We start from the raw sequence: 20,430 nt of genomic DNA on the forward strand, positions 1-20,430 counted from the left end.
TGCGCATAACGCAAACCGATAACCGGTAACCGCGTATTATGAAAAAAACACTTCTTACATCACCTGCTGGAAGGGGGAAAACCACACATCTGATTGAGCAATATGCCCGAGTGTTTAATGAAACAAACAGTGGATTAGAGAATAAATCTTATTTTATTCTTTCGACAAAAGAACATGCCTATTGGATTACTGAACGGATAATAAAAGTTCTTGGCAGTGATGCGAAAGAACAAAAATGTGGCGTATTTAACCCACAGGTTATTACAATAAATGATTTCGTTAACCAAGAGACCATTGGCAGTCATGCTGAAATGGTAAACGATGTGTTACGGACACATTTTATACATACAATAAGTCAGGATCATTCAATACCGCTTACGTACTATGATCAGGCACGAACACTTGCAGGGTTCCCTGAATTGGTTAGTAACTTTATAAAAGAGTTAAAAACGTCATTTATTGAATATGATGATTTTGTAAAGTTGATCGCTTGTATTTCTAAAAAAGAACATCCTCTGCTTTGTACGAAACTGAATGATATTTCTCTTATATATAAACTGTATCAAAACATGATCGGGAAGAAATGTGATTATGCAAGCGGTATACGTCGGTATATAGAAGAGAAAAAGAATAAGCCCGCCAATAAAAACTTATTTGATCTGATTATCTTTGACGGTTTTTATCATTTCACACCTGCTCAATGCGAGCTGATAAAAATGATTTCGCGCATGTGTAACGAAGTGATAGTTTCACTTACAATAGATAGTGATCGTCCCGGCTTATTTTCCTATGTTAATGCGACAAGAGAATTGCTTCTGAGTACAGGGTATGGTTTTAAAGAAAAAGTACTCTCGGGGAAAAATAAACGAATAGAGTACAAAAAAAAGCCTATAGAGTTTTACAGTCCTTCATTGGATCATCTTGAAAAACATATTTTCTCGCAAGACGATGTTATCCCGATGTGTGATTCGCGAGATATACGAATATTCGAGGCAACAGGTGTTTCCGGCGAGCTTGAAATGATCGTAAGGGAAATTATGTATTTAATAGAGCATCCGGATGAAGTCGGCTTAAAAGAGTTGAGATACACTGACTTTTGTATTCTATTCCGGTCACTCATGGGATTTGACAATGAGGTGCGCACCGTCTTTAAAAAATACGACATACCGGTTGAAATACATGAGCGCCGAAAACTTAATATGAATCCATTTATAAAGAATGTGATTCATCTCATACAGTTTTTCCTTAATGTAAACCCTCAAGATCATATCGGGGAAGCATTGAAATCATCTTACTTCTCATTTTTCTCGGACGGAGAGAGTAAGATTGTTAATGAATATATCAATAAAAATCCACGTAAAAACAGAGATGAATACCTGGCCTTAAATGATATGAAAGATTGTCCGTCGGTCGTTAAAGAGTATATTGAAATTGTGCGCCGCATAATAGTCGATATTGAGAAGGCAGCTAGTTACCATGATATGGGACTAATAATTACAGCATTTATAGACAAGTATACGATTTTTTCTAACACGTCGCGGATAAGGACTGATCCGCTCTTTTTGTTTGAACGAGAAGATAATATTGCCTATAGAGAACTACGCGGCATTATTTGCAATCTTGGGCAATATGATAAGGGTATTATTAATAAAACCAGCAAGCGATTTTATGAACTTATGCTTGGCGGTATTGAAGCAGGTTTATATTCTCTTCGGGACAATAATCGCAATAAGGTGCAGGTCTATGATATTGCAACAGCTATACAAAAAGAATACAGGGTTATTTTTATCGGAGGTCTTCTAGAAAAAGGGTTTCCGAAACAGATATTTGAAGATCCAATATTAAGAGACAGTGAACGCCATATGTTAAATAGCATAGTGCCCGGATCTTTCGAACTCAGGATACCTGATCGTTGTGCAGGTGAACGATATCTTTTCTATATGGCTCTTTCACGAGCGTCACGAAGATTATATCTTTCATATCCAAAATTTGACCGTGACGGAAATATTGCCATGCCATCACTTTTTGTGCGGGAAGTTGAAAAATTGTTTCCGGATGAAAAACATACAATTAGTAAAAAAGAAAAAGATGTAGGGAGTATCATTCCGGTTTTTTCTGAGGCGGTATGCGAACGGGATCTTATTAAACGGTCAGTATATGTCATGTCGCATAAAGATGCTCAGGACGACACTGCTGGGCATGCTGTCGCTGAGCAATTATATGCTCATTTCAATATTACGAAAAACTATGGATTAGATTGTAAAACAGGATTCAGTGCATATTCTTTTTATCCGTTTCTTCTTTCAGGAAATGCCAAAACATTTTGTGCTAAAAATGCACAGATGCCACTCAGCCCTTCAGCACTGGGGACATTTGCGCGGTGTCCCTATAAGTATTTCTTGCGCTATATCCTTGGTTTAAAAGAAGACTCTTTTGGCATAGATTATGCGGGGATTGGTACTGCTATTCATGAAACATTAAAGGTATTCTATGATTCTTTAAACGGCAAGCGATTAGATGAGTATTTTGGTAAGAAAAATAGCGATAAAAAAGCTGTATGTGATCAGATAATGTGTGTGCTCGAAGATGTGCTTGTGGAAAAGGACAATGAAGCGGCTATAAAGGGCAGTGATGTTGACCAAGCTATTGCAACCGAATATATGCGCAGAGTGCTTAGAGATTACATTGATCATGAATATCTTTGTGAACAAAATAGACCCCATATGCGCCCAATACTTTTCGAAAGAGAGTTTCATGTGACTGTCGATGGAATAAACCTTCGGGGAACTATTGATCGCGTAGATCTCTACCGATTTGATAATACGAACACAACTATAGTTGTAGATTATAAAACAGGGGCTAAGAAATGGAATCCAAAAGATGTCCGTGACGGGGTAGATTTACAAATACCCATATATATTATGGCTGTTGATGGGGCTGCGATACCTGAGATAAAAGATGCTCACTGTGCAGGCGGGGAAATTTATAATCTTAAAACTGGTGTGCGTAATGGAATGTATACTGACCAAGGATTTGAATTGTCTGGTAAAAAGCAAACAAAAATGAGCCAAAGATATGAAGAATATATTGAAATTGCCCTCAAATACATTAAAGAGCATCATAGCGATATCTCTTCGGGCATGATTGCCCCTAACCCGTATCCGGGAACATGCAATATGTGTTCATGGAATGATATATGCAGATATCCGTATACAAAACAAAAAATTGACCGGTGGCAGAACAACAAGCAAATGATTAAAAAGAAAAGTGAATATATCTAATGGAAATATTTGAAAGCAGATACAAACGGTCTCAGACGCAGAAGAAGATAATTGAGTGTAAAGAGCTCAACGAAAATATGTGTATTACCGCATCTGCCGGTGCAGGAAAAACAACAGTTCTTGTGCAACGGATACTCTATATTTTACAGCATGATCCCCGTGTGACGTTTGACAATATGCTGGTTATTACATTTGGCGAAAAAGCCGCACATACTCTTAAAGAACGCTTGAGGAAAGAGCTTGAGCGGCTGGCGATCTCAGAGAAAAAAAATGAAAGAAAACGATATCAGGATCTCTTAACGGGTCTTTCAAACGCATATATAGGAACAATACATTCTTTCGCATCACGCATACTAAAAGAAAATCCGCTCGAAGTTGGTGTTGAACCGCATTTTGAAATAGTTTCGATTGGTATGGATACTATTCTTATGGAAAGAGTGATTAATGCGCTTTTTTTTCAGCGATTGTCAGATCCCTCTATTATGGATTTTTTGAGCCAGTACTATGATAAGGATCCCGCCAGTGCCTTAAAAGAAATATATGCAAAGGCCAGGTCACATGAGATAGATATTGCATGTCTTGAGGTTCCGGTAAAAGATGCTGAATGTGTTACATTAATTAATAAGTTTAAAGCCTATCTCGACCAATGTCCGTCAACGCCCGATGATAATGCAAGCCCATCACTACGTGATGCACATATGCACATGCAATCAATCAAACAAGACATGAAAGATGTTAGTACTGCAGGTGACATTACAATGAAACGTATAGATACTATTGCGCGTGAAGCGAAAGGGATAACAAAAAGGGTTAAGAAAGCTCCCTGGGGTGAGTATATCTCAGAGTTTAAAGATGTGGTTTTGCCAGAGTTTTTTGATTGTGCATATGAGGTATGTACCCAAAAGTACAAGGAATGTTTCGTTACGCTTTTAAAAGAGTTTGCTGTCCGTTACGAAGAAGAGAAAAAGGCTAATCATGTGCTTGATTTTGATGATCTTCTGTGGTGGTGTGCCATTCTTATGAAACAGGATACCCCTATAAAAGAATTTGTCGTTAAATCATATACAGATAGATTTTCTTATATCTTTGTTGATGAGGTGCAGGACACAAGCCCTGTTCAGTTAGACATCATAAAAGGTATATCAGCTAATAACGCGTTATTTTTTGTTGGTGATAAGAAACAATCAATTTATCGGTTTAGAAACGCTGATGTACAGTCTTTTGATAAAATGGTGAGTGATTATGTTGATAAGAAGCAGGGGGCGTATATACCCCTTGATGAAAACTACCGATCAAGAAAATCTCTTGTAGCATTCAACGATTATATGTTTGGTGATATTCTCGGTGATGACTATACGCCTGTTGATGCGAAAGCTTCATATCCGGAGAATGTGCGCAATGAATATGATGTTGAGATTATACAGGTAGTCAATGAAACAAGTACGGGAGAAAAAGATACGGAGCATAACGGTGATACGACCGAACAGGATGACAGCACTGCACGAGAAAAAGAAGCCCGGTGTATTGCTTCGCGTATCAAGGAGATTATCACTCGTAGAGAGGTTCTTGTGAAAGAGAATGTTTCCTCGGAGAAATATATAATGCGTCCAGCTCAGTATAAGGACATAGCGCTTCTTTTTCCGTCTCTACGGGAAGTGTTTTTTTATGAGAACGCTTTAAAACAAGCACATATTCCATATTATGTTATTAAAGGAGGAAAGTTTTTTGACTGTCAGGAAGTGAGGGATTGTCTTAATTACCTTAAAATTCTTGATGATCCATATAGGGATTGTGAGTTTGCGGCAGTATTGAAATCACCCATGGTGCATGTTACCGATGATGCGCTTTTCACTATAAGGAATCATGATCGGCAGCACTATAGGGATAAAACTGCGCATCCCTTCTATGAATCGCTTAACACAGTGATAGATGCGCATACTGACATTTTGAATGATACTGAGCGGCGTTACCTAAAGCGGTTTATGGGGATGTTTAATGAAATGGTGCGTATTAAAGATATTATGCCCATTCCCGAGCTGCTTGAAAAAGTGGTTTTTGACACAGGCTATGATATTAAAGTTATGGCGCTGGCTGACGGCAAAAAGCGGTATGCAAATATTTTGAAGTTAATTGAAAAAGCATGGGAATTTGAGAAAAAAGGCTGTTTTACCTTAGGGGAGTTTATTACCTATATAGAAAAGTTAAGTAGCGAGGAAGTGCAGGAACCGGAAGCACAAATTGAGCTTGAGGAAGGGAAAAACTCTGTAAAATTATGTACGATACATCGAGCAAAAGGTATGGAGTTTCCCGTAGTGGTATGTGCTGATATGGGGAGACAATTTCCTGTGACAGGAAGAGATTTTATATCATGCATGGTTGTTGATGGTGTGTGTGAAGTAGGGATAAAGGCACGAAATAGCCAAGGGGAAACAAGAAACACTTTAACCACACGGCATCATAAAACGGTAGATGATAGCGAAGAGAGTGCTGAACGAAAAAGGGTGTTCTATGTAGCGTTAACACGTGCACGTGACTACCTTATTTTGTCTGGCGTTAATGGCAGGGTAAAGGACGAAAAGGTAGCGGCTTTATCATACGACGGGCTTGGTTCGTACATGAACTGGATACGAAAAAAAAGCTTGTTGCTTAAAGGAGAAGACAAAGAAAATAATAACGGGTTTTCAATAAAATATACATATGATCACGATAGAGTTGCAGTGCCTCATGATTCTACGAGTGAATGTATTTCTGGGGTTGATAATGTAGACACGAAAATATATGAAGATGGCGAAGCCACTAAAGAACAAATTGCCCAGATCGCTATAAAAGAGAAAAAAAGAATACTCGACGAGATAAAAATCATATCCCAGAGGCAACATTATCCTGAAATGGATTTTTCGGTAACGCCCCTGTGTGAATACAGAAAAAATTCCGAAGACTATTTTTCTTCGTACGAACTCATGAAACAAAGTCATGTGTACGAAGATAAAGAGTCTGAGGAAGCACCTGTTCTTGAATATGATGATGAGCGTATTGCAAGAAATGAGTTTGGAGAGCTTTTCCATCTTGCTATGAGGATCTTTAATTTTAACGCACAGGATGTGTTAGAGGAAACAAAAAGAGTATGTTCGTTATTAAAAGAAGATATTCCTGAACGTGACATAAAGGAGTTATACGAGTTGGTGTATGTATTTACACAAACTGACCTTTTTACGGTGATTGCAAAGAGTGCCCAGCGTAGGCGGGTGTATCGTGAGGTCCCGTTTGTATATATTATGGATGGGACAAGCATGCGGGGTGTGATTGACCTTATCTACTATGAAGAAGGTAAAGGGTGGGTTATTTTAGACTATAAAACAAATAATATTACTCATGATCAAATCGATGAAAAAGTAGATTTCTATTCTTTTCAACTGCTGTTATATGCGAATGCATTCAGGAGTATTATGAAATCGGTACCTCAGGCGCTTATAATCTATTTTGCAGTGCTTAAAGAATCCAGATCAGTTCCTGTGACAAATGATATTATTAATGCAATCGAAAAAGAATACGTGGGGTATAAAGCAAAGATTACAGAAGGCGATTTCAGTATAAGTGCTGCGAAGTAGATGTTTGTTTCATAGCTTGATTGCGTATGGTTAGGTTGTTGACATTAATGCTTTTACCGTGATATAGTTCGTATGTTCAGTGAGGATTTATGAAAAAAATTGTATGTATATATGTATTTGTTTTGTGTGTAATGATGTGCGGGTGTGAATCGCTATATTACAGCATGGCTATGGATAAATCATCTATAGAGAAGGGTGAAGACGAGAGCCCGGATGTATCACGTATGGTTGATCGCGCCAATAGTTATTAGAGATAAATATCTAATGTGAGGGTGTATATATGAAACGAGTATTAATACTATTACTCATAGTTTTATGTTTAGCTGGGTGTAAACCTCCCGAAGACCGTTTCTACTATGATAATGCGGTACCAGCTGCAGGATTCTAGGCATAGCATGTTAATGCATTTTATTAGTCGATTGTGTATTGTTCCGATTACATGGGCAGCAGTATGTTTCTGTATTATACCGGCATCAATCTCTGCCGATACAGCTGATCCTTGTGAGCAGATTGAAGTGATTATACAAGATGCCCATCAAGCGTATAACGCGGTAGATGATTATACTGCCACTCTTCTCAGGACCGAATGCATTAAAAATCGTCTAAGATCAAAAGAAACTATAGAACTCAAATTTGCAAAACCTGATTCTGTCTATTTAAAATGGCTTACTTCGCCAAATCCAGGGCTCTTAAATCAGCATACGGAGATTATTTATCCTGTAGGCAAAAATAAAGACAAGGTCATAGCTCATCTCGGTGGGTTGATCAATTTTATAACACCGACCATAACTGTCACCCCGGACGATTCATCATTAATGAAAGATAACCGCCACCCAGTTACCCATACCGGAATAGGCTTCTTTTTGAATTTGTTTAGGGACGAATATAAAAAGGCACTTCAAGACAGTACATTTACTCAGAAGTATTATGGGACGGTACGGCTTATGGGAACACATGCCCATAAGATAGAGTTTATAATGCCGGATAAGAATAAAGGGTATTATTGTCATCGACTGGAATTGTATTTTGATGTTCAGAACAAGCTTCCCATACGCATAATAGCCTATAACTGGAAAAATCAACTTATTGAACGATACTCTTTTTTTAATTTAAAGCTTAATGTTGGTTTGAATAAGGAAGATTTTAACCCCTGGAAAAAAGAGTATAATTTTTAGATGTATTTACTGGTCGACTATAGTATTATTCACATTGACAATTGATGTAAATAAAGGTATAATGAAGGTGTAAACAGAGTGGAAAGAGGAATATATGAATGATATGTCCTTTAGCGGTATTGAAAAGAGAAAATATGTTCGAATACCATTTTCTTTCGTTATTAAATATAAAACGAAAGAAATAAAAAAGGGTCACAGCAATTTTCTGGGGGCGACATACAGTAAAGATATCAGTGCCGGTGGATTATTGTTTCCCGCATCAGGCAAAATACCTATCGGGTCAGAAGTTGATATTGAGCTTAATATCTCTGCTGTACCGTCAATGCATGTTGCGCATATCCTTGCGCACTTTAGTTCGGTCTCTATTACCGGTCGGGTAGTACGGTGCGAAGAAGTTATTAACGGAGAACTTTATAATATCGGTGTGGTGATAGAAAAGATCGAGGAAAAAGATAGGACTGCACTTGAACAATTTATACAGTTTTTCTTGCGCCGCGAACGGTTACGTAACAAGTTCAAATTTGGTGTAGCGGGAAGAGAATATATAGGTCCTGAACGCAGGCGGTATGCTCGTGTCCCGTATACATTCATTGTGAAGTATACCCCGCTTGATGAGAGACAAAAAGAAAATGGGCAGGTGCGATATTGTATCAACACGAGTATCAGTGCATGCGGCATTTTGCTTGAGACACATGAAAAATATGATGTTGGCGCATTTATTAATGTTGAAATAGTTGTTCCTTCAGATAAAGAAGCTCTGCCTATCAAGATCGTTGGGAGAGTTGTCCGAACAGAAGAGATTGTTGAGCAGGAACTATACGATGTTGGCATCGCTTTCGATAAAATAGAGAAAAAAGATCAGGCATCAATTCTCAACTTCTTAAATTGCCTGCATTTTCGTAAAGAACGTTAAGAACACCTAATATCTAGAGACAGTGCCTTACCTATGAGGTGACTTGTGAAACGTATGCTTTCAGTATTTGTTGTTACGGTTTTTTTTGTAAGCATGCTCAATTTGCTTCATGCAGAAGAGATACCCCCACAAGCAAAGCCTTCCTCACCAGATTTATTTGGCGGTATGGTCAATGCCGTTACATCACTTATAGTGTTACCGTTAGATCTTATGTATACCATGACCCCGATGAAAGGATGGAGTGATCCTCATTGGCGGTACAGTCAATACGGATGGGATACTGATATAAAAAGGGAATATCTGCAGATTAACTGGAACGATGATATACGTAAAGGCTATACCGAGCTTCACGAATGGAAAGCGTTAAACGAGGCGGTGTACGAACAATTTGAAAGATAACCGCGGGAAGTAACACACCAATCTATGCGACGACCTTTTGTTCTGATTACACTCTTTTTTATTGTTGGGATACTTACTGCATCATTTTTTCCTTTAGTAACACTTATTCCCTTATATATTTTGGTTTTTTGTTCAGTTATCTTGTTTTGCTCAAAAATGAAATATCTTTCACTGGGTGCGTTTTATGCGCTCATCATACTCTGCGGCATGATCGCACTAACAGCAAAAAACCAGTATTTGACCTATCAGGATACACCCTTTTTGCCAGACGGGAAAAAGGTCACAGCCGTTGTTACGGGAACTGTTCAAGAAGGGATAACCATACAGAAAAAAATTCTTTACTCCGATAATAAACACGCCATGCAGAAATGTATTGTAACAATTCCTCACGTAAATATTTCAGGTAAGAAATACGCAGTATCTTCAAATATATTAGTTAAGATATACGGTGAAAATGAAAAAGTTTCGATCGCTAAAAACGATATAATCGAAGTAAAAGGAAAACTGAAAAGAATTGATTCCGGAAGCATAGCATCACTTTCATATAAAAAATATATTGTGTCTCATCGTATTGGATATGTTATGCAGGTAAGCGGCAAAAAGAATATACGCATAATAGGGAAAAAGATACCCTCGATATTTGAACAGATCATTAGTCGAACAAGAGCTAGAATTGTAAAGTCTTTAACCGCGGGAATTCCAGCAGGTGATATAAAAGGTCTTTTTACCGGAATGATCCTCGGAGATAAAGAAGGTATAAGTAATAGTCTCAGAGAGGCTTTTGTGAGGACAAATACGATACATGTTCTTGCGATATCAGGCCTGCATATTGGACTGATTGTCCTTATTATTTTAGGAATACTGCGGTTTTTCAGTATGCCTAAAGCATATTCGGCATTAATCGCTATACCGCTTATTGTCTTGTATGCACTTATTGTTGGGAATAAACCTTCAGTATGGCGTGCAACAACCATGGCGGTTATTGTGCTCTTTGGATGGGTAATAAAGCGAGAGTCAGATATTGTTAACTCACTTGCAGCCGCTGCTCTTCTGCTGCTTATATGGAATCCGTATAATCTCTATAGCATTGGATTCCAGCTTTCATTTGTTGTTGTCCTTTCAATCATCGGGCTGACCCCGGTTATACAGCACTATCTCAATAAAGTGTGCGGGTGTGATATAAAAGAAAAACCTAAAAGAACAGATACACTATTGCGAAACGCCCTAACCGTGTTTTCTGTAAGCGTGTCTGCCTGGATTGGGTCTGCACCGCTTATCATGTATTATTTTGGTGTTTTTTCACCGATAAGTGTTATCGCAAACATCTTTGTTACCAGCATTGTAAGTCTTGCAATTGTACCCCTTTGTTTTGTATCAATTATTGTAGGTCAGTTCAGCTTGTTTGTTGCTTCTATGTTTAATACGGTAACTATATATATTGCACAGTTTCTTATCACTGGGAATACGTTTCTTGCCGGTTTTTCGTGGGCGTCATTTCCTGTCTATGATTTCACAATACCGGATATACTCCTCTGGTACGGAGTGTTAGGGATGTTTACACATTGGCATCCAAGAAAGGTTTTCGAATTTACCGAAATGAGGAGATGGTGTCTTTACAGTATCATTATAGTTTTTTGCATCTTTATGTTCTCAGGTGTCTTGTTTCGGTCAAATGCCTTTGAGGTCACTTTCTTTGATGTTGGGCAAGGAGACGCTATGGCGATCAAAACATCCCGGGGAAAACTTATGCTTATTGATGCCGGTCCGAATTACCCATATGCACCGCTACCACGAAAACTTTCATCGTACATGAGAAAAAATACTATAAAAGAGATTGATGCCATTGTAATAACGCATCCTCATAGAGACCATATAGGCGGGACACTTCGTGTTCTTGAGAAATATAAAACCGGTATGATAATTGGTAATGGAAGTGATTATGAGTGTTCAGAATATGACAAAATAAAAGCGTATGCGGCATATAACAATATCCCGTATCACGTGGTAAAGGCAGGGGACAATATCCATTTTGATGATGATATAGAGATTAAAGTGCTTTCACCACCTGATGAAACAGATGGTTGGGATGAAAATGAACGATCATTGGTGCTTTTAGTTACGTATCAGGGGATACGATTTCTATTTTGTGGGGATAGTGATGTTGAGGCAATTGAGCATTTGTGCAAAACATCTGAAAATCTCAAGGCCGATATAATAAAAGTTCCTCATCACGGATCAGATAATGTTAATAACGAAGTTTTTTATGAAAAAGTGCTTCCCAAAATAGCCGTTATAACGGTAGGTAAAAATAATTCTTATGGCTTGCCATCTAAAACGCTCTTGGAATTGTTTTTGTCCAGAAATATACGTGCTTACCGTACAGACAAAGACGGGACAATTACCATACGGGTAAAAGACGGGAAATATACATCTTCACATTCCCGCTGGTAAATATTTTCAATATTCAGAACTCCAGACATGGAACTCACAGCAATCTCACCTAAATAGCTGTGAATAAATAGTTTCCCCGAATAGTTTGTGATAAAATATTTCAGATAAAAGATTTTTTTAAAAGAGACCTGATTCTTTAAAACCAGAAGGAGATTTGCTATGCCGCAAATGAGCATGCCGATTTTTACCGAAGAAGTAAAACTTATAACTCCGTTGATCGGTTACTCAAAATGATACGGACAAATGCCATTATTTATGCACGATGAGAAAGACGAAAAATCCTTTAAAATGTTTATGGCTCAGCTGTATGTTGTGGGCAATGTGCCGCAATCAGCAATAAACAAGGCTTTCGGAATTAATCAGATTAAAATGAAACGCTGGGTGAAAAAGTATCAAAATAATGGTCCAGCGGCATTCTACAAAAAAGAAAGAAAACGTAGAGCAACTGTTATGACGAAAGAAGTCATAGATAAAGCACAGTTGTTGTTAGACAAAGGCATTCCAAAAATGAAATCGCTGATGAACTGGGGATTAAACTTTCCACCCTCAAATGGTAGCAGCTACCATTTGTTTTGGCATTCTGTGTAAGTCAAAGGGGTCAAATCTTTAGTGAGACTGGAAACGAGCAATTACAAATAGAATTTATTACTTGTATGTTAAAGGGTACTTTTTTATGTCTCTCTATAGTTTTTTCGAAAAACCTGAATAATTTGCTAATGGAATTAATGATTCTAACCAAAACTTTGCTTCTCCGTCCGGAGAAATAACATGAACATGAATTCTAGGCTCCTCCTTGGGGAAAAAATAAAATCTATATTCTCCTTCTCTGAATACTGTAGGACTCAAATTAATCCATCTCAAACGGCATGGTAGCATAATTTTAAATTATATTGCATCTTTTATTTTGTAGCGGGTATAAGTAGTAACTTGTTGATAAATACAAATGGCGGCAGCTGTAATATTTGTTTTAGCAGTATGAATATTTAAAATGGCACTTTAAATATCCATCTAAGAAATATGCTTTTTATGTTTTTTTGCGCATATCGCAAAACGAATACCGAACACTGAAAGATCCTTTAACGTCAAAATGTTAGTGACGCAGAGAGTGTTTTACGATATAATTTGCTATTTATAAGAGGGTTGGAATGAATAAAACGGTTCATGTTTTAGTGGTACTGCTGTGCTCGTATCTGGTTACGAGTGTTAGTACGATACATGCTGAGAGCAAAAAAGTGAGATATCCTGCTGTTGCCGGTGCGTTTTATCCGTATAATAAGGAACGGCTCACGAAGATCATTGACGGTTATCTTGATAATGTTGGAGAACCGAAAATAAAGGGTGCTGTCGTTGGTGTTGTTGCTCCACATGCGGGATATGCCTATTCAGGACAAATTGCTGCGTATGCGTTTAAGCCTCTTCAAGGTAAATCATATGATACTGTTGTGATATTGGGGCCAAACCATACGGTATATGGTTTTAGTGATATATCGGTGTACAAAGAAGGTATGTTTAAAACGCCTCTTGGTATGGCGCATATCGATGAAGACTTTACGAAAAAAATCATTGATAGTGATCCGGAGAAATTTGTTTATGAACCTGATTTACACAGAAAAGAACATGCAATAGAAGTAGAGATACCGTTTTTGCAGCATGTGTTAAAAGGCGATTTTAAGATTGTGCCGGTAGTGATGGGTGATTACTCACGAGAAACAGTAGAAAAACTTGCTCATGCTATCATGAAAGCATCAGTTGGAAAGAAAGTGCTGATTGTTGCCTCATGCGATCTTTCACATGATAAGGATTATAAAACGGCGTGTGCGATGGATAAAAAAGCAGTTGATACCATCGCAGGTCTTGATCTTGACGCGCTTGAATCGTATGGAAAAAACCGTAAAACCGAGATGTGCGGGTATGGGCCTGTTATGATACTGATGTATATAGCCAAATCAGAAGGTGTATCAAAAGGGACCGTGATGAAATACGCTAATTCCGGTGATGTTACCGGTGATAAGAGTGGACGTATCGTCGGGTATGCTTCAATTGTTTTTAGTAAATAATAGAAGGAAAAAGTATCATGAAAAGTGTGAAATTCTTATGTGTTTTTGTAATGGTTTTTTGTTTTACCTGCGAGGTGAAAGGAGCTCTTATGAATGAAGATGCAAATAAATCAGGGAATTTAAAAATGAAAGAAAAGCAACAGTTGATCGATATTGCGCGGGAAACACTTGAAACACAGGTGAAAACCGGTAAAGCGCCGCATATAAATGTGAGTGTTCCTGAACTTATGGAAAAACGCGGTGTGTTTGTCACCTTAACAATTAATCATAACCTGAGAGGGTGTATTGGGTATATCGAGCCAATTAAGCCTCTCTATACCGGTGTTATTGAAAATGCGGTCAATGCGAGCAGTCGTGATTGGCGGTTTCCACCGGTCAGTGAAAGTGAACTCGATAAAATCAATGTTGAAATATCTGTTCTTACTGTACCTGAAAAAATTAAAAGTGTAGATGAAATTGAGATCGGAAAACATGGTGTTATCATCGAAAAAGGACTCAATAAAGGAGTCTTTTTACCGCAGGTTGCGCCTGAACAGGGATGGGATGTGAAAGAAACACTGGAAAATCTCTGTCATAAAGCGGGATTGCCGACTGATGCGTGGAGTAAGGGCGCTGATCTATATATCTTTTCTGCCGACGTGTTTTCTGAAGAGGATTTTAAGAAGTAATATTAAGGAGTTGAGAAATAATAATATGAAAGAATATGTACCAAGCGAGATAGAGCCAAAATGGCAACAGTATTGGACCCAAAACGGTTTGTTTACGATGGATCCATCGAGTGACAAGCCTAAATATTATTGCCTTATGATGTTTCCATACCCGTCTGCAGCACTCCATGTCGGTCATGGCAGAAACTATATTATCGGTGATACGGTAGCCCGCTACAAGATCATGAAGGGGTTTAATGTCCTAAACCCTATGGGGTGGGATGCGTTTGGTCTTCCAGCAGAAAATGCCGCAATAAAAAGCGGGATACATCCACGTACCAGCACATTAAGCAATATTGAAACAATGAAAAAACAGCTCTATAGCTGGGGATGTGGTTTTGACTGGGACAGAGAAGTGACTTCATGTTTACCTGACTATTATAAATGGACTCAATGGATCTTTTTGAAGCTTTTTGAAAAAGAGCTCGCATACAAAAAACGCGCACCGGTAAACTGGTGCCCGTCATGCCAGACAGTTCTCGCAAATGAACAGGTTATTGAAGGTGCATGTGAACGTTGCGATGCTGAAGTGACTGAAAAGTTTCTTGAGCAATGGTATTTCAAGATTACTGAATATGCTGAGCGCTTACTGGCAGATATTAAAAAACTTGATGGCTGGCCTGAACGCGTAAAGCTCATGCAGGAAAACTGGATTGGTAAGAGTCATGGTGTTGAAATACATTTCCGTTTAGATGGTACCGAAGAAGCGATTACGTGTTTTACTACACGTGTTGATACTATTTATGGTGCGACCTATATGGTTCTTGCGCCGGAGCATCCGCTGGTCGAGAAACTGGTCAAGGGAACAGAGCACGAAAAAGAAGTGCAGAAATTTATTCATACAGTGAAGTCCGAGACAAAGATCGAACGTGTATCGACAGATAGAGATAAAACAGGTCTTTTTATAGGTAAGTATGTTATTAACCCGTACAACAACGAAAAGATACCGCTTTGGATCGCAGACTATGTCTTAATGGATTATGGGACGGGAGCAGTGATGGCTGTTCCTGCTCATGATCAGCGCGATTTTATGTTTGCGAAAAAATATGAGCTTCCAATATGCATTGTTATACAAAAACAGGATAAGAGTCTTGATTCTAATGCTATGACAGAGGCACATGAAGAAGAAGGTGTCATGGTTAATTCCGAGCAGTTTGATGGCATCTCAAGTGCTGCGGCATTAGAAAAAATGGCTAAATATGGTGAGGATGAAGGATATGCAAAGCGTACAGTGAACTATAAACTGAGAGATTGGTTGATATCCCGTCAGCGTTATTGGGGTGCGCCGATACCTATTATCTATTGCGACACTTGCGGGGCAGTGCCCGTACCTGAGAAAGATCTTCCGGTGCTTCTTCCTGAAAATGTAGAGTTTCGCCCAAAAGGTGAGTCGCCCCTGGCTTCAAGTAAAGAATTTATGGAGACAACATGTCCTTCATGTGGGAAACCTGCACGGCGTGAAAGCGATACAATGGATACGTTCGTTGATTCAAGCTGGTATTATTTACGGTATCTTTCAGCCCACGACGGATCGCAGGCATTTGACAAGGATCTTGTTAATGCATGGCTTCCGGTAGACCAGTATATCGGGGGTGTTGAACACGCGATACTTCATTTGTTATATTCACGGTACATAACTAAAGTACTACATGATGCCGGTCTTACCGATTTTAATGAGCCGTTTAAAAATCTTTTCACGCAGGGAATGATCATAAAAAATGGCGCGAAAATGTCTAAGTCCAAAGGTAATACGGTTAGTCCAGACGCTTTGATAACGCGTTACGGTGCAGATACCGTGCGTTTATATACGCTTTTTATTGGTCCGCCTGAAAAGGACGCTGAATGGAATGATAGTGCAGTTGAAGGTGCGAACAGATTCTTAAAGCGTGTATGGAAGCTGGTCGATAAATATGCAGGTACTATCAAGGGGAAACGGGTTGATGACACCGTTGATGACAGTGTGTTTACACTTGATGAAAAAGCTGCCCGTGACTTGCGCCGTATGGTACATGAAACCGTGCAGAAAGTATCAAAAGATATGGAAGGGGACTTCCACTTTAATACCGCTATTGCAAGCATCATGGAACTATTGAATGCCTTAACAGTATGTGAACGGGAATGTGATTCTTGGAGTGATGATGCTAAGACTGTATTTTATCTGGCATTACTGAAGATGATAAAAATGCTTTCACCGTTTGTTCCTCATTTTTCTGAAGAGTTGTGGGTACATGTAGGGAAAAAATCATCGGTCTTTATGTGTGGGTGGCCTGCATATACTGAAGCGGCATTAGGAAAAGAAGAACTGACGATCGTTATTCAGGTAAACGGTAAGGTGCGTTCACGGCTGATTGTGGCGCCGGATGCTGAAGAAGATGCAGTAAAGAAAATGGCGGTAGAGGATGCGAAAGTGCAGGAACATGTTAAAGGTAAAGACATACTGAAAGTCATTTCGGTGCCAAAGAAGTTAGTGAATATTGTTGTTAAAGGTTAAATTAATAAATACTAACCGGAGGGATTATGAAAAAATCTGTAATGCTCGTTTTACTCGTGATGTTTGTATGTGCAGGGAGTGTATATGCTAATCCTGTGACAGATGTTATTGGCGGGGCAGCGAAGTCAACAGTGGAAATAGTCCAAGGTGCTGCGCAAACAACGCTGGACATTCTTAACGGTGCGACAAAAACAACATTAAACACCGCTGGTGGCGCGATAGCAGCGCCTCTTGAAGTAATACGTCGTGTTACGAACTATTTGTTAGAGGGGATGAGCGGCGATCCTGAACTGTTCACATAATATAAGCACCAAAAATGATACATATAACGAAACAAGAAAAAGTTGTTTTATGTGTTTTGTTTTGTGTCTTTATAGCTGGATTGGGGCTCAAGTTTGTGCCGTGGTTTAGTAATAATGCACAGAGTGAAACGCAGATTGTAAAAGCAAAGGAACATAAAAATAACGATACAAGTCCAGTAAAGGGAGTGTGTTCGGTCAGTATTCAGGGTGAAGTGTATTATCCCGGGACGTATGTTCTCCAAAAAGAAGATAGACTGATCGATCTTATAAATAAGGCTGTTCCTACAGTTAATGCTGATATTGATAGCCTTGATGTAACGGCTCATTTTACTGGTGACAGTTTGATAATTGTTAAAAGTAAGTCCAATAAACATAAGAATAATGCCGATAATACCAAAATTAATATTAATAGTGCTGGGATAGGGGCCCTTCAAAGATTGGATGGAGTTGGGAAAACAATTGCTCAAAGGATTGTTTCTTATAGGTCACATACGGTTTTTAGGAGTATCGAAGATATTAAAAAGGTAAAAGGTATTGGCGATAAGAAATATAGCAGCGTAAAAGATGCGATATCTGTCGAGTAAATTAGTTTTATTAATATAAAAGAGGTGTATGAAATATGTTTAAAGAAAAAAGAAAATTTGCACGGATTCCGTTTGGTTTTGTGGCAAAATGCAGGCCTGCAAGAAGTGGTAATAAAAAACAAGCGATAGATGAAGGTGCTGTTAAAAATGTTTTCGGCAAGGACATAAGCTCTGGCGGTATTCTTATTGAAAGTGACCGGTGTTACCCTGTATCGACACTGCTTAAACTGGAACTTACTATTCCTTCATTTGAACATCCTGTGAATGTAACCGGCAGAGTAGTTAGAATATACGAAATTGATGAAACGCACTATGAGCATGGCATAGTGTTTGAGAATATTGAGGAAAAATATAAAAAGACAATAGATCAATTTTTGGCGTTGTTTAGTGACGCTCCTATGAGCAGGCAAACAAAAAATATAATTTAATGAAAGGGGGAATCCATGAAAAAAAGTATGATTGCAATTTTTATAGTATGTATGGTTCTTGGATCAACATCACTCTACGCTGGTGAAAAGGAAGCAGTAAAAGAGGGTGCCGGAAAAGGTAAAAAAGTAACGGTCAGTAAAAAAGTGTTGATGGATATGCAAAGACAGGTGAGACTGATGCGTGAAGAAATGGCTGAGTTAGAAGAAAAAATCGAAAGAATGACAACAAAGAGCGACCAGGGAAGATAGGTATTCTATGAATAAATATATAATGTTTTGTGCAGTTTTTATTGTATTACTTGCCGTATGCGCCGGCACTTACGCAAATGAAAGTGAACAGTTTGATGCGGGGAAAATTGCTCAAGGTGCTATAGAGTCTACAGGTGAGGTTGCCAGTCATGCCGGTAAAACTGTTGTTGGGGCAGCCCAATCGACAGGTGCTGCTGCTCATGATATTACTGTAGGTGTGGGAAAAGCATCTTTTGGGGCGGTAGAAAATGTAGGGAAAGCAGTGAACAATGTAAGAGAAGGTGTTATTGACACCTTTGGCGTGCGTGAAGTGCATGTAAGCGAAAAAATATATTTTGAAGGTGATGCTGTAAAACAGAAAAAGTAACGAAGATAAAGCGCATGCCATATTTAAATCTATTGCGTACGGTTTTCACTTATAAGATGTGGAGAATGGTTAAAAAGTGATCTATTGTTGTAGTATGTCGTTGGTAAACTATCTTGAAGGGTATGCTCTCATACATTGGGTGCAGTCTTTCCACTCCCCATTTCTGGATTATTTCTTTTATGGGATAACGCAGTTCGGCTATAAGTATTTTTATATACTTGCTATTGTATACCTTTATTGGTGTATTGATAAAAGATTTGCTGTGCGCATTTTTTATCTGTTTATAGTAGGTGTTCTTGCGAATCAATATATAAAATACTTTCTTAGTACCCCTCGCCCGGATCCTAATGAGGTGCGCGTTATCTTTGATTATTACAGGGTCGACCCCTCTTTTCCTAGTGGACACGCTCAAGGTTCTTTTGCATTTTGGGGTTTTCTAATGACACGGTTCAGGAATGTGTATTTCATTATATGTGCTCTGAGTATGATTTTCTTTGTGAGTGTATCTCGATTATATCTTGGGGCACATTATCCCATTGATATTCTTGGAGGATTTATTTTAGGAGCGCTTACGATCGTATTATTTTTATTCTTTTTTAAGATATATGAGCGCATAAAAATGACTCCGCATTCAAAAATATTTGATATATGTTTATTTGTGCTTGTTCCGCTTGGACTTTTTGTGGCTGTACCCACTGCTAAGATGGGCATGTTTATGGGCATCATAACTGGTTTTGGGGTCGGTGCATATTTAGAAAAAAGATATATTGGCTTTACAGAAAAAACACCATTTGTGTATCAAGTTATACGGACAATGGTGGGACTAGTTCCTGGCGTACTTATATTTTTTGTTGGGAGAATGATTCCCGGGCCTCTAAATATCCGCACACTTGTTGTATATGCAGTTGCGGGGTTTTGGGTAGGATTTATATATCCTTACTGTATAAATGCATTTCAAAAATGGCATGAAAGAAAAAATGTTCGTTAAAAGAATGTATCGTTATGAATGACCTAATAGAAGTACAAATAAAAAAAGTTATTCCGACACCACTTGAATTTGCATTGTTCTTGGGGAATAATGAAAAAACCTTTATTGTTGCTGTTAGCCCTGATGTCGGTGCTGCAATAATGATGTTTATTGACGGGACAAAAAAACCACGACCTCTTACACACGATCTGATCGGTGATATTTTTCTTGGATTAGGTATTACCGTGCAGTACGTAGTTATAACAGATTTAAGCAATAATATATTTTATGCACGACTCGTTTTGAAAGAGGAAAACGAGCTACGGAAAAAAATTGTTGAAGTTGATGCGCGGCCAAGTGATTGTATCGCACTTGCCCTGCAGCAAAAAGCAAAAATATATGTAACCCATGACGTATTACATAAAGTTGAACATGTAGAAATGTAGGTGAT

Annotated in this window: 18 protein-coding genes; all 18 read left to right on the forward strand. The window is 38.5% G+C overall.

Annotated features, from left to right (window positions below):
• Nucleotides 1–38 precede the first annotated feature (38 nt).
• Nucleotides 39–3,281: a PD-(D/E)XK nuclease family protein gene (locus P9M13_04770; protein MDP8262598.1), complete on the forward strand. Its 3,243-nt coding sequence runs from the start codon at nt 39–41 to the stop codon at nt 3,279–3,281.
• A complete protein-coding gene (locus tag P9M13_04775; GenBank protein MDP8262599.1) occupies nt 3,281–6,889 on the forward strand; it encodes a UvrD-helicase domain-containing protein in 3,609 nt (1,202 codons plus the stop codon). The genes P9M13_04770 and P9M13_04775 overlap by 1 nt, the downstream gene beginning before the upstream one ends.
• Nucleotides 6,890–6,978: 89 nt before the next feature.
• Nucleotides 6,979–7,140, forward strand: a complete 162-nt coding sequence (locus tag P9M13_04780; protein MDP8262600.1) for a hypothetical protein — start codon at nt 6,979–6,981, stop codon at nt 7,138–7,140.
• Nucleotides 7,141–7,284: 144 nt separating this feature from the next.
• Entirely contained in the window at nt 7,285–8,064 is a 780-nt protein-coding gene (locus P9M13_04785; protein MDP8262601.1) for a DUF1571 domain-containing protein, read from the forward strand.
• A gap of 94 nt (nt 8,065–8,158) precedes the next feature.
• Nucleotides 8,159–8,977 carry a PilZ domain-containing protein gene (locus P9M13_04790; GenBank protein MDP8262602.1) on the forward strand — a complete coding sequence of 273 codons (819 nt, stop codon included), beginning with the start codon at nt 8,159–8,161 and terminating at the stop codon, nt 8,975–8,977.
• 45 nt (nt 8,978–9,022) lie between these two features.
• A complete protein-coding gene (locus tag P9M13_04795) occupies nt 9,023–9,376 on the forward strand; it encodes a hypothetical protein (GenBank protein ID MDP8262603.1) in 354 nt (117 codons plus the stop codon).
• 24 nt (nt 9,377–9,400) lie between these two features.
• Complete coding sequence (locus tag P9M13_04800; GenBank protein MDP8262604.1) at nt 9,401–11,827, forward strand: DNA internalization-related competence protein ComEC/Rec2; 2,427 nt, start codon at nt 9,401–9,403, stop codon at nt 11,825–11,827.
• A gap of 243 nt (nt 11,828–12,070) precedes the next feature.
• Nucleotides 12,071–12,415 carry a helix-turn-helix domain-containing protein gene (locus tag P9M13_04805; protein ID MDP8262605.1) on the forward strand — a complete coding sequence of 115 codons (345 nt, stop codon included), beginning with the start codon at nt 12,071–12,073 and terminating at the stop codon, nt 12,413–12,415.
• A gap of 557 nt (nt 12,416–12,972) precedes the next feature.
• Entirely contained in the window at nt 12,973–13,884 is a 912-nt protein-coding gene (amrB, locus tag P9M13_04810) for an AmmeMemoRadiSam system protein B (GenBank protein MDP8262606.1), read from the forward strand.
• Between the two features lie 89 nt (nt 13,885–13,973).
• Nucleotides 13,974–14,552, forward strand: coding sequence for an AmmeMemoRadiSam system protein A (gene amrA, locus P9M13_04815; GenBank protein MDP8262607.1), 579 nt, complete (start codon nt 13,974–13,976; stop codon nt 14,550–14,552).
• 25 nt (nt 14,553–14,577) lie between these two features.
• Complete coding sequence (gene leuS / locus P9M13_04820) at nt 14,578–17,082, forward strand: leucine--tRNA ligase (GenBank protein ID MDP8262608.1); 2,505 nt, start codon at nt 14,578–14,580, stop codon at nt 17,080–17,082.
• A gap of 26 nt (nt 17,083–17,108) precedes the next feature.
• On the forward strand, nt 17,109–17,384 hold the full coding sequence (locus P9M13_04825) for a hypothetical protein (protein MDP8262609.1): 276 nt from the start codon (nt 17,109–17,111) through the stop codon (nt 17,382–17,384).
• Nucleotides 17,385–17,398: 14 nt separating this feature from the next.
• Nucleotides 17,399–17,968, forward strand: coding sequence for a helix-hairpin-helix domain-containing protein (locus tag P9M13_04830; protein ID MDP8262610.1), 570 nt, complete (start codon nt 17,399–17,401; stop codon nt 17,966–17,968).
• Nucleotides 17,969–18,003: 35 nt separating this feature from the next.
• Entirely contained in the window at nt 18,004–18,396 is a 393-nt protein-coding gene (locus P9M13_04835) for a PilZ domain-containing protein (protein MDP8262611.1), read from the forward strand.
• A gap of 15 nt (nt 18,397–18,411) precedes the next feature.
• A complete protein-coding gene (locus P9M13_04840) occupies nt 18,412–18,645 on the forward strand; it encodes a hypothetical protein (protein MDP8262612.1) in 234 nt (77 codons plus the stop codon).
• Nucleotides 18,646–18,652: 7 nt separating this feature from the next.
• The gene (locus P9M13_04845; protein MDP8262613.1) at nt 18,653–19,012 is read left to right on the forward strand and encodes a hypothetical protein; all 360 of its coding nucleotides are present in this window, start codon (nt 18,653–18,655) and stop codon (nt 19,010–19,012) included.
• 94 nt (nt 19,013–19,106) lie between these two features.
• On the forward strand, nt 19,107–20,000 hold the full coding sequence (locus tag P9M13_04850) for a phosphatase PAP2 family protein (protein MDP8262614.1): 894 nt from the start codon (nt 19,107–19,109) through the stop codon (nt 19,998–20,000).
• A gap of 14 nt (nt 20,001–20,014) precedes the next feature.
• Nucleotides 20,015–20,425, forward strand: a complete 411-nt coding sequence (locus P9M13_04855; protein ID MDP8262615.1) for a bifunctional nuclease family protein — start codon at nt 20,015–20,017, stop codon at nt 20,423–20,425.
• Nucleotides 20,426–20,430 lie beyond the last annotated feature (5 nt).

The sequence above is a fragment of the Candidatus Ancaeobacter aquaticus genome, assembly GCA_030765405.1.
Classification (GTDB): Bacteria; Auribacterota; Ancaeobacteria; order Ancaeobacterales; family Ancaeobacteraceae; genus Ancaeobacter; species Ancaeobacter aquaticus.

Coding starts and splice junctions, on each gene's coding strand:
- P9M13_04770 (MDP8262598.1), top strand. CDS start 39: ATGAAAAAAACACTTCTTACATCACCTGCTGGAAGGGGGAAAACCACA.
- P9M13_04775 (MDP8262599.1), top strand. CDS start 3,281: ATGGAAATATTTGAAAGCAGATACAAACGGTCTCAGACGCAGAAGAAG.
- P9M13_04780 (MDP8262600.1), top strand. CDS start 6,979: ATGAAAAAAATTGTATGTATATATGTATTTGTTTTGTGTGTAATGATG.
- P9M13_04785 (MDP8262601.1), top strand. CDS start 7,285: ATGTTAATGCATTTTATTAGTCGATTGTGTATTGTTCCGATTACATGG.
- P9M13_04790 (MDP8262602.1), top strand. CDS start 8,159: ATGAATGATATGTCCTTTAGCGGTATTGAAAAGAGAAAATATGTTCGA.
- P9M13_04800 (MDP8262604.1), top strand. CDS start 9,401: ATGCGACGACCTTTTGTTCTGATTACACTCTTTTTTATTGTTGGGATA.
- P9M13_04805 (MDP8262605.1), top strand. CDS start 12,071: ATGCCATTATTTATGCACGATGAGAAAGACGAAAAATCCTTTAAAATG.
- amrB (MDP8262606.1), top strand. CDS start 12,973: ATGAATAAAACGGTTCATGTTTTAGTGGTACTGCTGTGCTCGTATCTG.
- amrA (MDP8262607.1), top strand. CDS start 13,974: ATGAATGAAGATGCAAATAAATCAGGGAATTTAAAAATGAAAGAAAAG.
- leuS (MDP8262608.1), top strand. CDS start 14,578: ATGAAAGAATATGTACCAAGCGAGATAGAGCCAAAATGGCAACAGTAT.
- P9M13_04825 (MDP8262609.1), top strand. CDS start 17,109: ATGAAAAAATCTGTAATGCTCGTTTTACTCGTGATGTTTGTATGTGCA.
- P9M13_04830 (MDP8262610.1), top strand. CDS start 17,399: ATGATACATATAACGAAACAAGAAAAAGTTGTTTTATGTGTTTTGTTT.
- P9M13_04835 (MDP8262611.1), top strand. CDS start 18,004: ATGTTTAAAGAAAAAAGAAAATTTGCACGGATTCCGTTTGGTTTTGTG.
- P9M13_04840 (MDP8262612.1), top strand. CDS start 18,412: ATGAAAAAAAGTATGATTGCAATTTTTATAGTATGTATGGTTCTTGGA.
- P9M13_04845 (MDP8262613.1), top strand. CDS start 18,653: ATGAATAAATATATAATGTTTTGTGCAGTTTTTATTGTATTACTTGCC.
- P9M13_04850 (MDP8262614.1), top strand. CDS start 19,107: ATGTCGTTGGTAAACTATCTTGAAGGGTATGCTCTCATACATTGGGTG.
- P9M13_04855 (MDP8262615.1), top strand. CDS start 20,015: ATGAATGACCTAATAGAAGTACAAATAAAAAAAGTTATTCCGACACCA.